Annotated in this window: 12 protein-coding genes; 6 read left to right on the top strand and 6 right to left on the bottom strand. The window is 63.4% G+C overall.

What is annotated here, in order from left to right; genetic code table 11:
* Window positions 1-8 precede the first annotated feature (8 nt).
* The 3 genes from PHR85_RS07980 to PHR85_RS07970 all read left to right on the top strand — a co-directional run bounded on the left by PHR85_RS07980 (window position 9) and on the right by PHR85_RS07970 (window position 4,506).
* The gene (locus PHR85_RS07980; RefSeq protein WP_300052713.1) at window positions 9-2,294 is read left to right on the top strand and encodes an AAA family ATPase; all 2,286 of its coding nucleotides are present in this window, start codon (window positions 9-11) and stop codon (window positions 2,292-2,294) included.
* Between the two features lie 16 nt (window positions 2,295-2,310).
* Complete coding sequence (locus PHR85_RS07975) at window positions 2,311-3,927, top strand: VWA domain-containing protein (RefSeq protein ID WP_300052711.1); 1,617 nt, start codon at window positions 2,311-2,313, stop codon at window positions 3,925-3,927.
* Window positions 3,928-4,062: 135 nt separating this feature from the next.
* Window positions 4,063-4,506, top strand: a complete 444-nt coding sequence (locus tag PHR85_RS07970) for a universal stress protein (RefSeq protein WP_300052709.1) — start codon at window positions 4,063-4,065, stop codon at window positions 4,504-4,506.
* Window positions 4,507-4,612: 106 nt separating this feature from the next.
* On the opposite strand, the gene PHR85_RS07965 is transcribed toward PHR85_RS07970, so the two are convergent.
* The 5 genes from PHR85_RS07965 to PHR85_RS07945 all read right to left on the bottom strand — a co-directional run bounded on the left by PHR85_RS07965 (window position 4,613) and on the right by PHR85_RS07945 (window position 11,749).
* Window positions 4,613-7,651, bottom strand: coding sequence for a valine--tRNA ligase (locus PHR85_RS07965; RefSeq protein ID WP_300052707.1), 3,039 nt, complete (start codon window positions 7,649-7,651; stop codon window positions 4,613-4,615).
* Window positions 7,652-7,795: 144 nt separating this feature from the next.
* Window positions 7,796-9,361 carry a methyl-accepting chemotaxis protein gene (locus PHR85_RS07960; protein WP_300052705.1) on the bottom strand — a complete coding sequence of 522 codons (1,566 nt, stop codon included), beginning with the start codon at window positions 9,359-9,361 and terminating at the stop codon, window positions 7,796-7,798.
* A gap of 36 nt (window positions 9,362-9,397) precedes the next feature.
* A complete protein-coding gene (locus PHR85_RS07955; protein ID WP_300052702.1) occupies window positions 9,398-9,823 on the bottom strand; it encodes a hypothetical protein in 426 nt (141 codons plus the stop codon).
* A 13-nt stretch (window positions 9,824-9,836) separates the two neighbouring features.
* A complete protein-coding gene (locus PHR85_RS07950) occupies window positions 9,837-11,003 on the bottom strand; it encodes a hypothetical protein (protein ID WP_300052700.1) in 1,167 nt (388 codons plus the stop codon).
* 32 nt (window positions 11,004-11,035) lie between these two features.
* Window positions 11,036-11,749: a pseudouridine synthase gene (locus tag PHR85_RS07945; protein ID WP_300052697.1), complete on the bottom strand. Its 714-nt coding sequence runs from the start codon at window positions 11,747-11,749 to the stop codon at window positions 11,036-11,038.
* On the opposite strand from PHR85_RS07945, the gene yaaA reads away from it, so the two are divergent.
* The 3 genes from yaaA to PHR85_RS07930 all read left to right on the top strand — a co-directional run bounded on the left by yaaA (window position 11,748) and on the right by PHR85_RS07930 (window position 14,842).
* Window positions 11,748-12,524, top strand: a complete 777-nt coding sequence (yaaA, locus tag PHR85_RS07940) for a peroxide stress protein YaaA (protein WP_300052694.1) — start codon at window positions 11,748-11,750, stop codon at window positions 12,522-12,524. The two genes, PHR85_RS07945 and yaaA, sit on opposite strands and share 2 nt — an antisense overlap.
* Before the next feature lie 43 nt (window positions 12,525-12,567).
* Entirely contained in the window at window positions 12,568-13,437 is an 870-nt protein-coding gene (gene queF / locus PHR85_RS07935) for an NADPH-dependent 7-cyano-7-deazaguanine reductase QueF (RefSeq protein WP_300052691.1), read from the top strand.
* Between the two features lie 73 nt (window positions 13,438-13,510).
* Window positions 13,511-14,842: a ferric reductase-like transmembrane domain-containing protein gene (locus PHR85_RS07930; protein WP_300052688.1), complete on the top strand. Its 1,332-nt coding sequence runs from the start codon at window positions 13,511-13,513 to the stop codon at window positions 14,840-14,842.
* 21 nt (window positions 14,843-14,863) lie between these two features.
* On the opposite strand, the gene PHR85_RS07925 is transcribed toward PHR85_RS07930, so the two are convergent.
* Window positions 14,864-17,377, bottom strand: a complete 2,514-nt coding sequence (locus PHR85_RS07925) for an ATP-binding protein (RefSeq protein WP_300052686.1) — start codon at window positions 17,375-17,377, stop codon at window positions 14,864-14,866.
* Between the last annotated feature and the right edge of the window lie 20 nt (window positions 17,378-17,397).

Here is a 17,397-nt window from a genome sequence, read left to right as displayed (position 1 = left end):
CCCCTTCGATGAAAGAAAAAATCCAGACCCTGCTCGGTCAGCTCAACCACGGCCTGGTCGAGCGCGAGCACACGCTGAAATCCGCCCTGCTGACCGTGCTGTCCGGGGAAAACCTGGTGCTGATCGGTCCGCCTGGCACCGGCAAGAGCCTGATTGCACGCCGCATCGCCGATGCGCTGGCTGGCGCCGCCGACGACTATTTCGAATACCTGCTGACCAAGTTCTCGACGCCGGAGGAAATCTTCGGGCCGCTGTCGATCAGCGAACTCAAGGCCGACCGCTTCAAGCGCAACACAGCGGGCTACCTGCCCACGGTGCGGATGGCCTTCCTGGATGAAATCTTCAAGGCCAGCTCGTCCATCCTCAATGCGCTGCTGACGATATTGAACGAGCGTCTTTACCACAACGGCGCCGAGCGGCAACAGGTGCCGCTGCTGGCGCTGATTGCCGCATCGAACGAACTGCCGACCGATCAGGAAGAACTCAACGCGCTGTACGACCGCTTCCTGGTGCGTGTCTTCGTCGATTACGTCAGCGACGACAACTTGCCTCTGCTGTTCGAGCACACGGCGGAACCCGAATTGAGCCCTGCCAGCCAGCTCGACGCCGGTGACTTTGAACGCCTCCGGCGTGCGACCGAGGGGGTGACGATCCCGGCCGAGATCGTGCAGGTGGTGCAGCGCATCTGGATGGCGCACAAGGACGCCTTCAAGGAAGACCGCCGTGAAAGCCTGTCGGATCGCCGCCTGAAGAAGGTCGTCAAGCTGCTGCGGGTCTCGGCGGTGACCAACGGCCGCCGCGAGGTCGATCTGTCCGACGTCTTCCTGCTCAAGGACTGCCTGTGGAACCACCAGGACAACGCGATCAAGGTGCGCGATCTGGTGCTGGGCACGCTGCAGGGCTTTAGCCGCCAGGTGTTGTGCGAAGAAGCGCCGCGACTCGGCGGCGCTGCCAACGAATCACCGACGTATGAGCTGGCCGACGACGGCAAGACGCTGGTTCCGGCATCGGGTCGCAACACCGCCGTCGCGCTCAAGCCTTCATCCGCGTTGGCGTCGGTCGGTGCCCGACAGGGCGTCGTGCTCAAGGGCTTCAAGGGCAGCGGCACCGCGCAGGACCCGCTGCTGATCGAGACGATTGAACACCTGATGGACCTGGACCGTCCCGAAGTTGGACAGCAGGGTTATCACTTCAAGCAGACTGTTGATATCGAATATTCCAAGATGACTACTTGGCCAAACATAGTTTTCAAAGGAAATTATGATGGATGCGGAAACTTGATAATGCTGAAATCGAGCTCTAGTTCAGACTCATATATTCTTTTCGATAAAATTTTAGATGGATCAAAGATTGAGAATATCGTATTAAAAAGTTTGGCGTTTGCTGTATCTGTAGCATCAAGTGAAATAAAGAAATGCGAATCAGATTGTAAGTTTATTGCTGGAGATTTAGTCGGAAGTAAAATGATAGACTGTTTTTCTCATGATTGGTTGATTCACGGAAACGCTGTAGATTCTGTGATAACCTCCTGTGCATCAAATGCATCATTAATTGGAGGGGAGGCTAAAAGCTGCATCATAAATTCCTGTATATCCAAGTCGTCGTTAATTTTTGGTGGCGTATGGGGTTGTAATATATCTTGTTGTGTTTCTGAGAGTTTTTTAATTTTTGGTAGGGTTGAAGATTGCATTATTGATGATTGCCTTGTGGAAATAAAGCGCATGCCATCTATTCGTGTTTTATCTATTTTTGGTATGCTTGCTTCATCTGTTGGTCGTGCATTTATTAATGACGGAGCTGGGATTGCTAGGAATTTCTTAAGCAGTGTAGTTCAGCGTTGCTTTGTTATGAGTGCATTGGAGGTAGATATGAATTTTTCTGGTATTACCATGGTGTCCAAAGGCAGCAAGATCATGAATTGCGCCGTGGGCCGATTGAGTTTCGAGGCTGTTCCTGATAAAAAGGATTTTTTACCGGCCCGTATTGTTTCCGATCATGATAAAGAATCTATTTTGAAAGGCAATGTCTCAACCGATAGCAACAGGGGTGTTGATGACGGAAATGGCAAAGATGGCAAATCCGTTGCCGCAGACCTGTTCAAGCAGCGCTATTTCGAGAACACGCTGGGCTGGGACTTCGACAACATCTGGTGCTGGGACGCCCAGAACGACCGGCCGGCGCTGCGCTCGGTCGGCGTTGGCGCCAAGCCGGTCAGTGCGGTGCCCGCGCCTGCGTCTGAGCAGACCACGACCGACCTGCTGACGCAGCAGGTCCGCGCCAACATCTGGCTCTGAAGGGGTCGAACCCATGATGTCGTGGCTGACCCAACTGCTGCCCGCCGCCGTCCGGCTGGGCTTCAAGCCGTTGAAGTATTTCGTCGACAGCGTTTTCCGCGCCAAGGTGGTGCCGGTGCCCGGCAGCGTCGTCTATTGCGATCTGTGGCTGATGGTCGAGCATTCGGGTATCCATGTCGGCGACGGCCAGATCTCCAACATCGTCGTCGATGGCCTGGCCGAAAGCACGGTCTCCCTCAGCGGCCCCGCGAGCTTCACGACCAAGAGCCAACTCGGACGCAAGATCTATGTCTCGTGCGACAGCGACGGCGCGGTCGGGCATTCCGCCGTCGCGCGTCGCGCCGCCAGCCATCTAGGCGAACGCGCGTTCTACGGTCTGGTGATCAAGAACTGCCACCAGTTCTCGACCCGATGCGTCGATGTCGCGGGCCGGGCCGAATCGGCGTCGCTGCTCGACCGCGCGCTGTCCATGCTGCCGGACGAGACCTGGGAGCCGACGATGGCCGTGCTCAAGCGCGCGGCCCGCGACCAGCTCGGCGCGACCAAGTGGCGGCTGTGGGACTGGAGCGACGACGAACAAGACGATCCGCCCGAGCCGGACTGGCAGGCGCATGAGGACCATTTCCGCCAGCTGCCGCTCAACGCGGCCAGCATCGAACAGATCCGCGCCGAACTGGCAGCCGCGCGCGACTACGAGGCCGAGATCGCCGACGAGGTCATCCCCTACCCGATCCGTCAGCGTCTGCGCGGCTTCAGCCGGACGCTGGGCGACATCTCCGAGCGCTACGAGCAAGTCAAGGGCTTTTTGGCGGCCTGTCCCGGTGCGGATTTCTCCCATGCCGACCTGCAGGCCGGCAGCGACGAATTCGCCGCGCTGGCCGAGCATCTGAGGAACAACGCGCGTATCCGCGAGCTCGCGCGCCAGATGGGGCGTGGCTACATCTCGGAGCAAAGGAAGCAGCAGGCCAGGGTCCCGCAGGCCAGTCGCAGCGAGGTGCACGGCACGCACCGCAGCGACGACCTGATGCGCATGCTGCCGAGCGAACTGCTCCATCTCGAAGACGAGACGCTCGAAACCCTGTTTTACGCCCGCCTGCTGGAGAAAAACCTGCTGACCTACGAGCTGAGCGGAACCTGGCTGGTCAATGGCGAAACCACCGAAACCCGCCGCAAGCGCACCGGCCCCGTCGTCGCCTGCCTCGACACCTCGGGCAGCATGCATGGGGCTCCGATTCTGAAAGCCAAGGCGCTGCTGCTGGCGATCGCCAGCATCCTGAAGCAGGAGGACCGCTCGCTACACCTGCTGCTGTTCGGCTCGGCCGGAGAGATCCGCGAGTTCTCGATGGACGGCCGCAACGATGCCGCCGGCCTGCTGAAATTCCTGCAGCAGGGATTCGGCGGCGGCACCGATTTCGAATCGCCGCTCAGGCGGGCGCTGGAGATCATCCGCCGGCAGGCCGACTACCTGAAAGCCGATGTGCTGATGATCTCGGACGGCGACTGCGCGCTGTCGCCCGAGTTCGCGAGCCAGCTGAAAATCCAGAAGGAAGTCCTGGACTGCTCGGTCTATTCCGTGCTCTGCGCCGGCTCGCGGGTCGAGGACGGTTTCAGCAACGAGGTGGTGGTGCTGTGAGCTGCTCGCTCGGCGCGGCCTTCTGGGGCAGGCTGGCGCAGTATCGTGATACTACGGATGCGCAAGCCCGGTGGTCATCGATACAATGGATTGAATCCCGTCACTTCGCCTTTATTTTTCAAAAGGAAACTCCCCATGTATCAGCACCTGTTCGTCCCCGTCGATGGTTCCGAGTTGTCACACCGCGCCATGGAAGGCAGCATCGCGCTGGCCAAGCAGCTTGGCGCCCGCATCACCGGCTTCGTCGTCGAGCCCGAGATGGCGCTGTCCGAGACCTCGCACAACGCCCAGCTCTTCGCCCAGCACATGCAGCAGCATGAAGCCAGCAACGAGGCCCATGCCGCCAAGCTGCTGGCCCGGTTCGAGCAGCAGGCCAGCCAGGCGGGCGTGCCCTTCCAGGGGGTGCACCGCACTGCTGGCGGGATCGACAACGCCATCATCGACGAGGCCGACAAGGCGGGCTGCGACATGATCGTGATGGTCACCCATGGCCGTGGCCCGGTCGGCGAGTTCCTGTTCGGCTCGCACACCAAGAAGGTCATCGCGCGCAGCAAGCTGCCGGTGTTCGTGCTGCACTGAAATCGCGGTCTGGCCCGATACGGGCTGGAACGAAAAAAAGGGACTGGGGTCTTGCCCCATGTCCCTTTTTTCATGTCCGTTACCCCCTGTTTGGGAGTGTCCCGGCTCAGCCCAGGCGCTGGAGCTGCTGCTCGATCTTGGCCAGGGTGGCGCCGAAATCGGTCAGGCGCTTCTGTTCCTGCTCGATCACGGCCGGCGGCGCCTTGGCGACGAAGGCCTCGTTGGACAGCTTGCCCCTGGCCTTGGCGATCTCGCCGCTCAGGCGCGTGGCTTCCTTGGACAGACGGGCCTTCTCGGCGGCGACGTCGATCTCCATGAACAGGCACAGGCGCGACTCGCCGACCACGGCCACCGGCGCGGCCTGGGCGGCCTCGGTCCAGCTGGCCTCGTCGGCGAACACCTTGACCTCGCTGAGCTTGGCCAGCGACTGCAGCACCGGCGCGATGCTCGACAGGAAGGCGGCGTCGCCCACCGCGTACAGCGGCAGGCGCTGTGCCGGCGAGACGTTCATCTCGCCGCGCAGGTTGCGGCAGGCGTCGACCATGGCCTTGAGCTGCACCACATGGGCTTGCGCCGCGGCGTCGATGCGCTCGGGCTGGCTGACGGGGTAGGCCGCGATGCTGACCGACTCGCCGGCGCGGCCGGCGACCGGCGCCACCTTCTGCCACAGCTCCTCGGTGATGAAGGGGATGATCGGGTGCGCCAGCCGCAGGATGGTCTCCAGCGTGCGGATCAGCGTGCGGCGCGTGGCGCGTTGCTGTTCGGGGCTGCCGGTGTTGATCTGGACCTTGGCGATTTCGAGGTACCAGTCGCAGAACTCGTTCCAGACGAAGTCGTAGATCGCGTTGGCGACGTTGTCGAGGCGGTAGTCGGCAAAACCCTTGGCCACTTCGGCCTCGACGCGCTGCAGGCTGGAGACGATCCAACGGTCGCAGGGGCTGAAATCGAGGTAGCCGGCGGCGGCGCACTGGTCGGCGCTGTGCTCGCTCAGGCCGCAGTCCTGGCCCTCGCAGTTCATCAGCACGAAGCGGGTCGCGTTCCAGAGCTTGTTGCAGAAGTTGCGGTAGCCCTCGCAGCGCTTGCTGTCGAAGTTGATCGAGCGGCCCAGCGAGGCCAGCGCCGCGAAGGTGAAGCGCAGCGCGTCGGCGCCGTAGGCCGGGATGCCCTCGGGGAATTCCTTCTCGGTCTGCTTGCGCACCTTGGGTGCCGTCTCGGGCTTGCGCAGGCCGGTGGTGCGCTTAGTCAAAAGGGGGCTGAGTTCGATGCCGTCGATCAGATCGACCGGGTCCAGCACGTTGCCTTCCGACTTGGACATCTTCTTGCCCTGCGCGTCGCGCACCAGGCCGTGGATGTAGACATGCTTGAACGGCACCTGGCCGGTGAAATGGGTCGTCATCATGATCATCCGGGCGACCCAGAAGAAGATGATGTCGTAGCCCGTGACCAGCACGCTGCTGGGCAGGTAGAGGTCGTAGTCCTGGGTCTTTTCCGGCCAGCCCATGGTGCTGAACGGCACCAGCGCGCTGGAGTACCAGGTGTCGAGCACGTCCTCGTCGCGCTTGAGGCCGGCGGCCAGCAGCGCTGCGCGCTGCGACTCACCCAGGCCGGCGATGCGGGCCTCGAACTGGGCCTGCGCATCGGCCTCGTGGCGCGCGACATAGACCTGGCCCTCGGCGTCATACCAGGCCGGGATCTGATGGCCCCACCAGAGCTGGCGGCTGATGCACCAGTCCTGGATGTTGTTCATCCACTGGTCGTAGGTGTTGACCCAGTTCTCGGGCACGAATGACACCTGGCCGCTCTGCACCGCGTCGATCGCCTTTTGCGCGATGGATTTGCCGGTCGGGTCCTGCTCCGAGACCTTGGTCATGGCGACGAACCACTGGTCGGTCAGCATCGGCTCGACCACCTGGCCGGTGCGGGCGCAGCGTGGCACCATCAGCTTGTGCTTCTTGACCTCGATCAGCAGGCCGGCGGCTTCCAGATCAGCCACGATCTGCTTGCGGGCATCGAAGCGGTCCAGGCCCTCATATTTTTTAGGAATTAACGTGCCATTTGCCTGCCGCTCGTTAATGTCACGGAACAGCTTACTGTTCCAGTCCCCCTCCAGTAATGGAGCCCGCGTACTAGCTGTTTTGTCAAGAGCCTCTTGGTTATCTAGAGGTATTGATCCGATAGTGGCGTTTAGGTTGATGACTCGCACAAAAGGAAGATGATGCCGCTGGCCGACCGCGTAGTCGTTGGCGTCATGCGCGGGCGTGACCTTGACCACGCCGGTGCCGAATGCCTTGTCGACATAGCTGTCGGCGATGACCGGGATCTCGCGCCCGCACAGAGGAAGCCGGACATACTGGCCGATCAGGTGCGCGTAGCGCTCGTCCTCCGGGTGCACCATGACGGCGACGTCGCCCAGCAGGGTCTCGGGTCGCGTGGTCGCGACCACCAGCTGGCCCGCGCCGTTGCTCAGCGGGTAGGCGATGTGCCACAGGCTGCCGTCCTCCTCCTCGCTCTCGACTTCGAGGTCGGACACGGCGCTCATCAGCACCGGGTCCCAGTTGACCAGGCGCTTGCCACGGTAGATCAGGCCCTGCTGGTACAGCTGGACGAAGGTCTCGCTCACGACCTTGGACAGCTTGTCATCCATCGTGAAGTACTCGCGGCTCCAGTCCACGCTGTCGCCCATGCGGCGCATCTGGGTGGTGATGGTGTTGCCGGACTGCTCCTTCCACTCCCAGACCTTGGCGACGAAGTTCTTGCGCGCCTCGGCCGGGGTCGGACCCATGTCGTGGCGGCTGAGCCCCAAGCCTTGCAGCTGGCGCTCGACCACGATCTGGGTCGCGATGCCGGCGTGGTCGGTGCCCGGAATCCAGGCCGTGTTGAAGCCAGACATGCGGTGGTAGCGCGTCAGGCTGTCCATGATGGTCTGGTTGAAGGCGTGGCCCATGTGCAGCGTGCCGGTCACGTTGGGCGGCGGCAGCTGGATCGCGAACGAGGGCGCGCTGGCGTCGGGCCGGCCCGTGCCGCGCAGGCCCGCCGCGCCATAGCCGCGTTGCTCCCATTCAGGCCCCCAATGGGCTTCCAGGGCCGCGGGCTCGAAGGACTTGGAGAGGGATTGCAGGCCGGGTTGGGCGATGGCTTCGGTCATGGCGGGGTAGGCAGAGAGTCTGAGGCGACCCACGCGGCATACGGGGCGGGGTCGGGGGTGAGGGGGATGAAGCGGACGATTTTACGGCGTGGTGCCGGAGGGCGGGCTACGCGCACCCCGCCGCTCGGGCCAGTGAGCGCGATCTCATGATTTGATGCCCGTTAACTTGAAGATGCTGACCGTGTGAACCATGGAGCTGGCCTGTTGCTCCAGCGACTGTGCAGCCACTGAGGCTTCCTGCACCAGATCGGCATTCTGCTGGGTGGCCTGATCGATCTGGATGATGGATTGCTTGACCTGATCGATGCCCTGCGCCTGTTCCTGGCTGGCCGTGGTGATCTCCCGCATGATGCTGGCCACCCGTTGGACACTGTTGACGATCTCCTGCATCGTGCTGCCAGCCTTCTCGACCAGCTGATACCCCGCGCTGACATCGTTCACCGAGACGTTGATCAGGCTCTTGATTTCCTTGGCGGCGGCGGCCGAGCGCCCCGCCAGGTCGCGAACCTCGCTGGCCACGACGGCAAAACCCCGCCCTTGCTCGCCTGCGCGGGCGGCTTCCACGGCGGCATTCAAGGCCAGGATGTTGGTCTGGAAGGCGATCCCGTCGATCACGCTGATGATGTCCGAGATCTTCCTGGAGGAGACATTGATCGCTTCCATCGTATGCACGACTTCGGCCACGACCGAGCCCCCCTTGAGCGCGATCCCGGCGGCGGTCTCGACCAGCTGGTTGGCTTGTTGGCCGTTCTCGTAGTTTCTCTGCACCGTGTTGAACAGCTCGCCCATCGATGCGGTGGTCTGCTCCAGCGCGGTGGCTTGCTGCTCGGTGCGTGAGGCCAGGAGCAGGTTCTCGCTGGCGATCTGGCTGGTCGCCGTTGCCATGGCTTCGGCACCCAGGCGGATGCTCGCCACCACATGGGTCAGATTGTCCTGCATGAATTTCAGGTTGGCAATCAAGCTGCTGCCGTCGCCGGGCTGCAAGACGATGGACTGGCTCAAGTCACCGCTGCCGACATGTTGCACGATGGCGGCCGCTTCCGCGGGTTCCGCGCCCAGGTCCTTCCAGACCGAGGCGATGATGGCGCGCGAGCCCAGACCCAGGCCCAGCACGATCAGCAGGCCGCAGAGCGTGTTGATCATCAGGCCTTGTTGCTGGGAGGCCACCAGACGGGTGAAATGCTCATCGAGCGTGACACGCGCTTGCTGCCGCGACAGCTGCGTTTGGTGCGCCAACTCCTTTTGCGCCATCCCCATGCGTTGCGGCAGCCCAGGATCCATGTTCTTGTTCAGCATGCCTTGCGTGGTGCTCATCGCAGCCGCTTGATAGGATTCAAATGCCTGGCTCAGATTGCCGACCAGCTCGGATTTTCCTTCGAGCGCACGCGCCTGGTTGAGCGATTTCCGGATGCTTTCGATGGTGGTTCGTGCATCCTTGAGTCTGTCGATGTCATCCTCCGTGGCGGCGGCCTGGAAATCCGCCTGCAATTGGTGAACGCCGCGTTCTGCTTCAAACAGGTATTCCAGAAACGGTGTTTCAACCGTTCTGATCAATTCCAGGCTGCGATTGTTGTTCATCCCCATCACCAAGCCAACGACCAGACCGGCTGCCAGTGCCGCACCCACGCAGAGGGGGAGTAGCCATATCTTCGAACGAAATTTCATCTGCGAGCTTTCTGGGAATTCTGAGGTCGGGCACCTGATGCGCATCGATTGCCGGACGGTAGGATCGGTGTCGGGGATGGCTCATTCCACGCTGAGCAGAACCTTGACGGATGAGTCAACCGCGCTTTTTTCTATATAGCCCACGGCGTTTACATTTCCGGCAACCATCTTCTTGACCGCAGCGGAATTTGGCACTTCTTTTGGCAGCGTGGCCTTGCCGGAAAATACCAGGCGTGACCAGGTGGCCTTCACTTGGGCGGCGGATTTTCCCGTGACCTTGGTGTAGAAAAGCTCCCGCACGGTCGCGGATTCGGGCTGATCCAGCAGCACGGCCGTGCCTTGGCCTGGCAGTTGTTCCGACTTGCCGAGGAACAGGCTGGCCGCTTGTTCGGTCGTCAGCTTCGAGGCGCTGCTTTGCGCGCCCGCCACCAAGGCGACCTGTGCGTGGCTGGCCTGGGCCATCAAGGCGCCGATGGCGAGGATCAGTGTGTGGGTGAAATGGTTCATGGTTTGAGCCTTATCAAAACACACGGTCATAGCTGACGCGGAGCACCCTGACATGCCCGCCAAAGTTGTCGGTGCTGTCGATTTGCCGATCCACCTGGACCTTGACGGCCGTGCTGGCCGCCATGTCGTAGCGCAAGGTGGCCGAGACACGGTGGTAGGAGCCCGGGGTGTACAGGCTGCTGTCCGTGGTGCGTTCGGTGTAGCGGCTGTAGTTGAGGAAGGGGGTCCATTTGCCCAGGCGCATGCCGGCACCCACGGTCTGCGCGGGTGCAGTCACCTTGTAGTGACTTTCGGCGTGGTCTCGGCTGAGATTTGTGAATTCGGACAGGATGAACCATCGATCCATGTCCAGGTTGGCTGCCAGTCCATAAGCTCTCAAGACGGCCATGTCATTGATGGGATTGGCATCGTTGGTGTTGAGGGTCTTGACATCCGCGCCCATGGCGACGGCGCGCAAGGTCAGCGGACCCTGGTTGATTTCCAGGTCGGCGCCGAGGATGTTGTTCCATTGAACCTCGGTATCGCCGGCGGGATAGTACAGTTTCTGGTACAGGGATTTCTTGTTTTTTTCCTGACCCGTGAAGACGCTGGCCGTCAACTGGCTGTTTCCCAGGTCACGGCTGTAGCGCAGGCTGGCACCGTTGTAGTTGGTGGCTTCCCAGCCGTAGATTTCCGGCGGTGGCGTGACCCAGGGGTAGGAGACGCCGATATCCTGGAAGTCGGAATAATAGTAGAGCGGAATGCGCTTGCGTCCCAGTTGGACTTCCCAGTTTTGATTGACCTTGTAACTGCCGAACGCCCAGGCCAGGTCTGGATTGCCGTTCGTCCCGCGACTGACCACATGTCCGGTGAGACTGGCTTGGGGCGTGAGCGTGTAAGTGCCCTGGACTCCGATCCTGGATTCCTGGGCGAGCGATAGATGCTCGCCATAGACGCCGGCATTGCTCCAGTCGGCCACATAGCACGGACATTGAATGCCGTTGATGCTGGCGGGGCCGGTGTAATCGCTGTCCAGCTTGCCGTTGAGGACCTTGCCTCCAACCACCGAAACATAGCCCGAAAGCTTGAAATTGGATTCGGCGATGTCGTCCTGGGCCCAGGACGGAGTTGCAAGCAAGAAGTTGGAGCCGAGTGCAAACCACCCAAGGAAAGTCATGATATTTATCTTTTTGGCATTCATTTGAATATCTGATTTTGTTGTGATGGTCAAAATTATAAACTGGCCTCTTGCCCAGCCATGGAGCACCAGCGCTGCCACTCGGCTCCTGGAAGCGCTTCGATCACGACATCCTGGCCGCTGATGGGATGGCGCAGCTCCAGCCGACCCGCATGCAGCCACAGCCGCTGCAGCCCGAGCAGGTCCGCCAGCGCCCGGTTCAGCGGTCCCTTGCCATGGGTCGCGTCGCCGATGATCGGGTGCGCGATATGCTTCATGTGGCGCCGCAACTGGTGCCGGCGGCCCGTGACGGGCTGCAGCTCGACCAGCGCGCAGCGGGTGCTGGCAAACTGGCCTTGCGCCAGCGGCAGCTCGTAGCGCGCCAAGGCGCGGTAATGCGTCAGCGCGTCCTGGATCTCCTCGCGCCCGCTGCGCATGTCGTCGGGCATGCGCTTGAGCGGGTGGTCGATCACTCCCGCATCGGCCGGCCAGCCGCGCACGACCGCGCGGTAGGTCTTGCGCATGGCCTCGCCGCGCTCGAACGCCAGTCCCATCGTGCGCGCCGTGTCGGCGTCGAGCGCGAACAGCAGCACGCCGCTGGTGCCCTTGTCGAGCCGGTGCACCGGCCAGACCGGCCGGCCGATCTGGTCGCGCAGCAGCTGCAGCGCAAAGCGGGTCTCGCCGGCGTCCAGCCCGGTGCGGTGCACCAGCAGCCCGGACGGCTTGTCCACCGATACCAGATAATCGTCGCGATAGAGGATGTTCAACATGCTGTTCCTATTGTCACCGGCCAAGGCGCTGGACTACGACACCCCGCCCGTCACCCCCACCCACACCCAGCCGCTGTTCGTGCCGCAGGCGGCCGAGCTGATCGAGCGGCTGCGCGAGCAGTCGCCCCAGCAGATCGCCGAGCTGATGGACCTGAGCGATGCGCTCGCCGGCCTCAACGTCGCGCGCTACCAGGCCTGGAGTCCAGAGTTCACGACCACCAACGCCAAGCAGGCGGTGCTGGCCTTCAACGGCGATGTCTACGAGGGCCTGGCGGCCAAGACGCTGGACGAGGCCGAGCTCGGCTGGCTGCAGGACCATGTCTGCATCCTGAGCGGCTTGTACGGGGTGCTGCGCCCGCTCGACCTGATGCAGCCCTACCGGCTCGAAATGGGCACCCGCCTGGTCACGCCCAAGGGCCGGAACTTGTACCAGTTCTGGGGCTCCCGGATCGCGGATTACCTGAACCAGCGCGCCGCCGCCGACGCCAGCCCGCTGATCGTCAACCTCGCGAGCGAGGAATACTTCAAGTCGGTCGACAAGAAAGCGCTGAAGCCGCGCGTCGTGACTTGCGTGTTCGAGGAGTTCAAGGGCGGCAAGTACAAGATCATCAGCTTCGCGGCCAAGCGCGCGCGCGGCCTGATGGCCCGCTACGCGGTGCGCCAGCGGGCGACCTCGGTCGAGCAGCTCAAGGGCTTCGACCTCGAAGGCTACCAGTACGTGCCGGCGGCCTCCGAGCCCGACCGCCTGGTGTTCCGCCGCGATCCGCAGCGCTGATCGGCCCCGCACCCGCGCATAAAACCGCCCACCAAACCAAGCCATGACCGCATCCCAGCACCCCAGCCAGCACCAGCCCGAGCAGTCCCAGCTCGGCAGGACTTCCAGCTACGCCGACCAGTACGACCCCAGCCTGCTGTTTCCGCTGCCGCGTAGGCCCAAGCGTGACGAGATCGGCGTCAGCGCCACGCCGCCCTTCCTGGGCGCCGACCTCTGGACCGCCTACGAGCTGAGCTGGCTCAATCCGCGCGGCAAGCCCCAGGTCGCGATCGCGCAGGTGACCGTGCCCTGCGAGTCGCCCAACATCATCGAGAGCAAGTCCTTCAAGCTCTACCTCAACAGCTTCAACAACAGCCGCCTGGACGATGCGCAACAGCTGCTCGAACGACTCAAGGCCGACCTGTCGGAAGCGGCCTGGCGCGGCGGCGAGCGCCAGGGCTCGGTCGGCGTCAGGCTGCTGACGCCGGCGCAGTTCGCCCAGGAAAAGATACGCGAGCTCGACGGCCTGAGCCTGGACCGGCTCGACGTCGAATGCACCCATTACCAGCCGGCGCCCGAGCTGCTGCGCGCCGACCATGGGCAGCCGCCCGTGACAGAGACCCTGGTCAGCGACCTGCTCAAGAGCAACTGCCTCGTGACCGGCCAGCCCGACTGGGCCAGCGTGCGCATCGCCTACACCGGCGCGCCGATCGACCAGGAGCGGCTGCTGCGGTACCTGGTGAGCTTTCGCAACCACACCGAGTTCCACGAGCAATGCGTCGAGCGCATCTTCATGGATCTCTGGACCCGCTGCAAGCCGGTCAAGCTGAGCGTCTACGCGCGCTACACGCGCCGTGGCGGGCTCGACATCAACCCCTGGCGCAGCAGCCAGCCGCAGCAGCCGCCGGCCAACATTCGCACGGCGCGGCAGTAACAACGAGGCAGCAACAGCGCGGTGGTCCGGGGGCGTTCATCGCAAGTTCACCTTTGATGACTATCATCGTGACATGAAGAAGCTCAAGATCACGCTGCTCGGCCTGCTGCTGGGCCTGTCCGCCCTGTGGCTGCTGGCCGAGTCCGCCGCGCTGCCGGTGACCACCGGCCTGTTCCCCTGGCGCACCCTGCTGGTCCAGTATTCGGGCGTGCTGGGCATGGGCGTCATGAGCGCGGCGATGCTGCTGGCGGTGCGCCCGGCCTGGCTGGAACACCGGCTGCACGGTCTCGACAAGATGTACCGTCTGCACAAGTGGCTGGGTATCTCGGGGCTGGTGATTGCCATCCTGCACTGGCTGTTCTCGCAGGGGCCGAAGTGGCTGGTCGGGGCCGGCTGGCTGGAGCGACCGGCGCGCGGGCCGCGCCCGGTCCAGACCGATCCGGTGCTGGCCTTCCTGCAGAGCCAGCGCGGCCTGGCCGAGGATCTCGGCGAGAAGGCTTTCTACCTCGCGGTGGCGCTGATCGTGCTGGCGCTGGTCAAGCGTTTTCCCTACCGCCATTTCTTCCGGACCCACCGCTGGATCGCGCTGGCCTACCTGGTGCTGGTCTGGCATTCGATCGTGCTGACGAGCTTCAGCTACTGGACCCAGCCGGTCGGCATCGCGCAGGGCCTGCTGCTGGCGGGCGGCACGGTCGCGGCGATCATCAGCCTGACCCGGCGCATCGGCGTGCGGCGCAAGGCCGTCGGCGAGGTCGAGCAGATCGAGTACCTCGAAGGCGTCCGGGTCAACGCGGTCTCGATCCGGCTGCGCAGCCAGTGGGCCGGACACGAGCCCGGCCAGTTCGCCTTCGTGACCTTCGACGAGCGCGAGGGGCCGCATCCGTTCACGATCTCGTCGGCCTGGCAGGGTGACGGCCAGCTGATGTTCCTGATCAAGGCGCTGGGCGACTACACCCGTACCCTGGCCACCAGCCTCAAGGTCGGTGACACCGTCACGGTCGAGGGGCCCTACGGCCGCTTCCAGTTCGAGGGCGAGGCCAGGCGGCAGATCTGGATCGGTGGCGGCATCGGCATCTCGCCCTTCGTCGCGCGCCTCAAGCAGCTGGCGCAGCAGTCCGATGGTCGCGAGATCGACCTGTTCCACGCCACCTCCGAGGTCGACGAGACCGCGCTGCAGCGGCTGCGGGAATACGCCCAGGCCGCCGGCGTGCGGCTGCACCTGCTGGTCAGCGGCCGCGACGGCCGGCTGACGGGCGAGCGGCTGCGCGCACAGGTGCCGCAATGGCGGGACGCCGAGGTCTGGTTCTGCGGCCCGGCGGGCTTTGGCGACGCGATCCGCACCGACCTCCGCGGCCACGGCCTACCGCCCGCGCGTTTCCACCAGGAACTGTTCGAGATGCGCTGACCGGCTCGTCCGGCGGCACGCCTACGCCTGCCTGTCCTCGATGGCGCTGGCCGTCGCCACCTCGCCCAACACCGCGCCGAGCTCCTGCTCGAACTCGGCCTGCAATCCGGTGTCCCGCCGCAGCAGGTCCTGCTCGAACCGCACCGCGAGGCGATGCAGCGTCTCGGCTCCCAGCGTGGGCGCGAGTCCCTTGAGGGTATGCACCAGCCGGATCGCCACGTCGAACTGTTGCTCGCGCAAGGCCTCGCGCAGTTGCTCGGGCGCCTGCGCGAAGTCCTGGTGGAAGCGCTCCAGCACCTGCTGCAGCAGTTCATGGTCGCCGCCCAGCGCCTCGGCCGCCTGTGCCAGGTTCAGCCGGGCCGTTGCGGCAGCGTGCGCGGCGGGAGTGGCAGCAGCCGTGGCGGCGGCGGGCGCGGCGACGGCCTGCCGCGCCGGAATCCATTGGCGCAGCACGGCGGCGAGTTGTCTGGGGTCGATCGGCTTGGAGACATGGTCGTCCATGCCGGCGGCTTCGGCGGCTTGCCGGTCCTTGTCCATGGCGGCGGCGGTCAGCGCGATGATGGGGGTGCGGTTGCCGTAGGCGCGGATGGCCTGGGTCGCGGCAAAACCGTCCATGCCAGGCATCTGCAGATCCATCAGGATGGCGGCGAAAGGCGACCGTATCGCCTGCTCGACGGCGGCTTGCCCATTGTCGGTGGTCTCGACCTCCAACCCCATGCGGCGCAGGTACGCGCCCGCCACCAGCAGGTTGGTCGGATTGTCATCGACCAGCAACACGCGCGCACCCGCGAAATCCGGCTGGACCGGCCCGATCGCCTGCGCGGGCGGCGGTAGGGTGGCGGCGCCGGCCTGCCGCAGGCCCAGGCGTGCGGTGAAGCAGAAGACGCTGCCCTGGCCGGCCACGCTGGTGGCCCATAGTTCGCCACCCATCAGCTCCACCAGCCGCTTCGATATGCTCAACCCCAGGCCGGTGCCGCCGTAGCGGCGCGTCGTCGAGAGATCGGCCTGGGTGAAGGCCTCGAACAGATGATCGAGCTGTCCGGGCGCGAGTCCGATGCCGCTGTCGCGCACCGAAACCTGGATTCGGACGCTCTGCTCGGTCTGCTCTATGATGCCCGCCCTGACCTCGATGCGGCCTTCCTGGGTGAATTTCAGCGCGTTGCCGACCAGGTTGTTGATGACTTGCAGCAGTCGCAACGGGTCGCCCAGCAACCCGTCCGGCATCTCGGGGGAGACCTCGAAGCTCAGCGTCAGCTGCTTTTCCCTGGCCTGGACATCGAACAGGGCCCGGGTCTTGTCGAGGACCTCGCCCAGGCGCAACGGCACCGATTCCAGCCGCATCTGACCCGCCTCGATCTTGGAGTAATCGAGGATGTCGTTGAGCACTCCCAGCAAGGCGGTGCCGGACAGATGGATCTTCTTCAGGTAATCGCGCTGATGGGGGCTCAGGTCGGTGTCCAGCAGCAGATTGGTCAGGCCGATCACCGCGTTCATGGGCGTGCGGATCTCGTGGCTCATGTTGGCCAGGAACTGGCTCTTGGCCTCGTTGGCGTTGACGGCCTGCTCCTTGATGCCTTGGAGTTCGTGCGTGACCCGGGTCGCCTTGCCCAGTCTCTTCTGCGAGTTCCTCAGCAGCAGGAAGAAGAAGATGATGGCCGCGCTCGTCAGGCAGGCTACGCCGATCACGACATTGCGGTAAGGCCGATAGGGCGCGAGCACGTCTTGCACCGGCTCCACGCTGACCAGGGTCATGCCATGGTCGGGCAGCTTGTAGTAGCCACCGATCTCTTCGGCCCCGGTATCCGGGTCATGGGAGCGAAAGTTGCCCGCCTGTGGCGCTGCCGCCTCCAGATAGGGAGCCTGCACCCGCTGGTTGTACATCGATTCCGACACGGGGCTGATCGCCATGATCTCGCCGCTGTTGCGGATGACTTTCAGCTGGCTCTGGTTCTGGCTGAACAGCTGCTCGGAGAATTGCGAGAAGAACTCCGGGGCGATCGAGAGCACCAGCACGCCATCGAAGGTTCCTTGCTTGAGGATCGGGCGTGTCAGCTGGATCGTCCATTTCCTGGATACCTTGCCCATCAGGGGCTTGCTGATGAACAGGCGGTCTTTTGCCGGGGCGTCGGCATGGACCCGGAAATGCTCGCGCTGACTCAGGTCGACCACGGCTTGGGGTTTGCTGAGGCTGGAGAACCGCATCATCCCTTGGCTGTCTATGACGGCCACCTGGAATACCAGATCGTCAATCATGTTCTGGTGGTACTGCACGTATTCCGCGAATTTCGCCCAGTCGCCATGCCATTCCTCCCGGGCGTCGAGAATGAAGGAGTTCAGTCGCTTGATGGTGGACAGGCTGTATTCGGAAAAGATATGGGCGTTCTTTTCTGTCCGCAACTCCGCTTCCTGGATGAAGGTTTGCTTGCTGCGCTGTATTTCGTAGATCGCCGCCGCCCAGGTCATGAACAGGATGGCGATGACTATGAAAGTCGTCTGCCGGCGCAGCTTCAGGCTTGAGGAGTTGATGGACTTCATGGTTTTCTGGCTGGAGCGCG

Source organism: Malikia sp., from assembly GCF_028687635.1.
GTDB lineage: Bacteria > Pseudomonadota > Gammaproteobacteria > Burkholderiales > Burkholderiaceae_C > Malikia.
This window is presented reverse-complemented; position numbering and strand designations above follow the sequence as displayed.

Excerpts from the sequence above, each read along its gene's own strand:
- queF (WP_300052691.1), top strand. The coding sequence starts at position 12,568 with ATGACCGCATCCCAGCACCCCAGCCAGCACCAGCCCGAGCAGTCCCAG.
- PHR85_RS07930 (WP_300052688.1), top strand. The coding sequence starts at position 13,511 with ATGAAGAAGCTCAAGATCACGCTGCTCGGCCTGCTGCTGGGCCTGTCC.
- PHR85_RS07965 (WP_300052707.1), bottom strand. The coding sequence starts at position 7,651 with ATGACCGAAGCCATCGCCCAACCCGGCCTGCAATCCCTCTCCAAGTCC.
- PHR85_RS07955 (WP_300052702.1), bottom strand. The coding sequence starts at position 9,823 with ATGAACCATTTCACCCACACACTGATCCTCGCCATCGGCGCCTTGATG.
- PHR85_RS07960 (WP_300052705.1), bottom strand. The coding sequence starts at position 9,361 with ATGCGCATCAGGTGCCCGACCTCAGAATTCCCAGAAAGCTCGCAGATG.
- yaaA (WP_300052694.1), top strand. The coding sequence starts at position 11,748 with ATGCTGTTCCTATTGTCACCGGCCAAGGCGCTGGACTACGACACCCCG.
- PHR85_RS07950 (WP_300052700.1), bottom strand. The coding sequence starts at position 11,003 with ATGAATGCCAAAAAGATAAATATCATGACTTTCCTTGGGTGGTTTGCA.
- PHR85_RS07980 (WP_300052713.1), top strand. The coding sequence starts at position 9 with ATGAAAGAAAAAATCCAGACCCTGCTCGGTCAGCTCAACCACGGCCTG.
- PHR85_RS07945 (WP_300052697.1), bottom strand. The coding sequence starts at position 11,749 with ATGTTGAACATCCTCTATCGCGACGATTATCTGGTATCGGTGGACAAG.
- PHR85_RS07970 (WP_300052709.1), top strand. The coding sequence starts at position 4,063 with ATGTATCAGCACCTGTTCGTCCCCGTCGATGGTTCCGAGTTGTCACAC.
- PHR85_RS07975 (WP_300052711.1), top strand. The coding sequence starts at position 2,311 with ATGTCGTGGCTGACCCAACTGCTGCCCGCCGCCGTCCGGCTGGGCTTC.
- PHR85_RS07925 (WP_300052686.1), bottom strand. The coding sequence starts at position 17,377 with ATGAAGTCCATCAACTCCTCAAGCCTGAAGCTGCGCCGGCAGACGACT.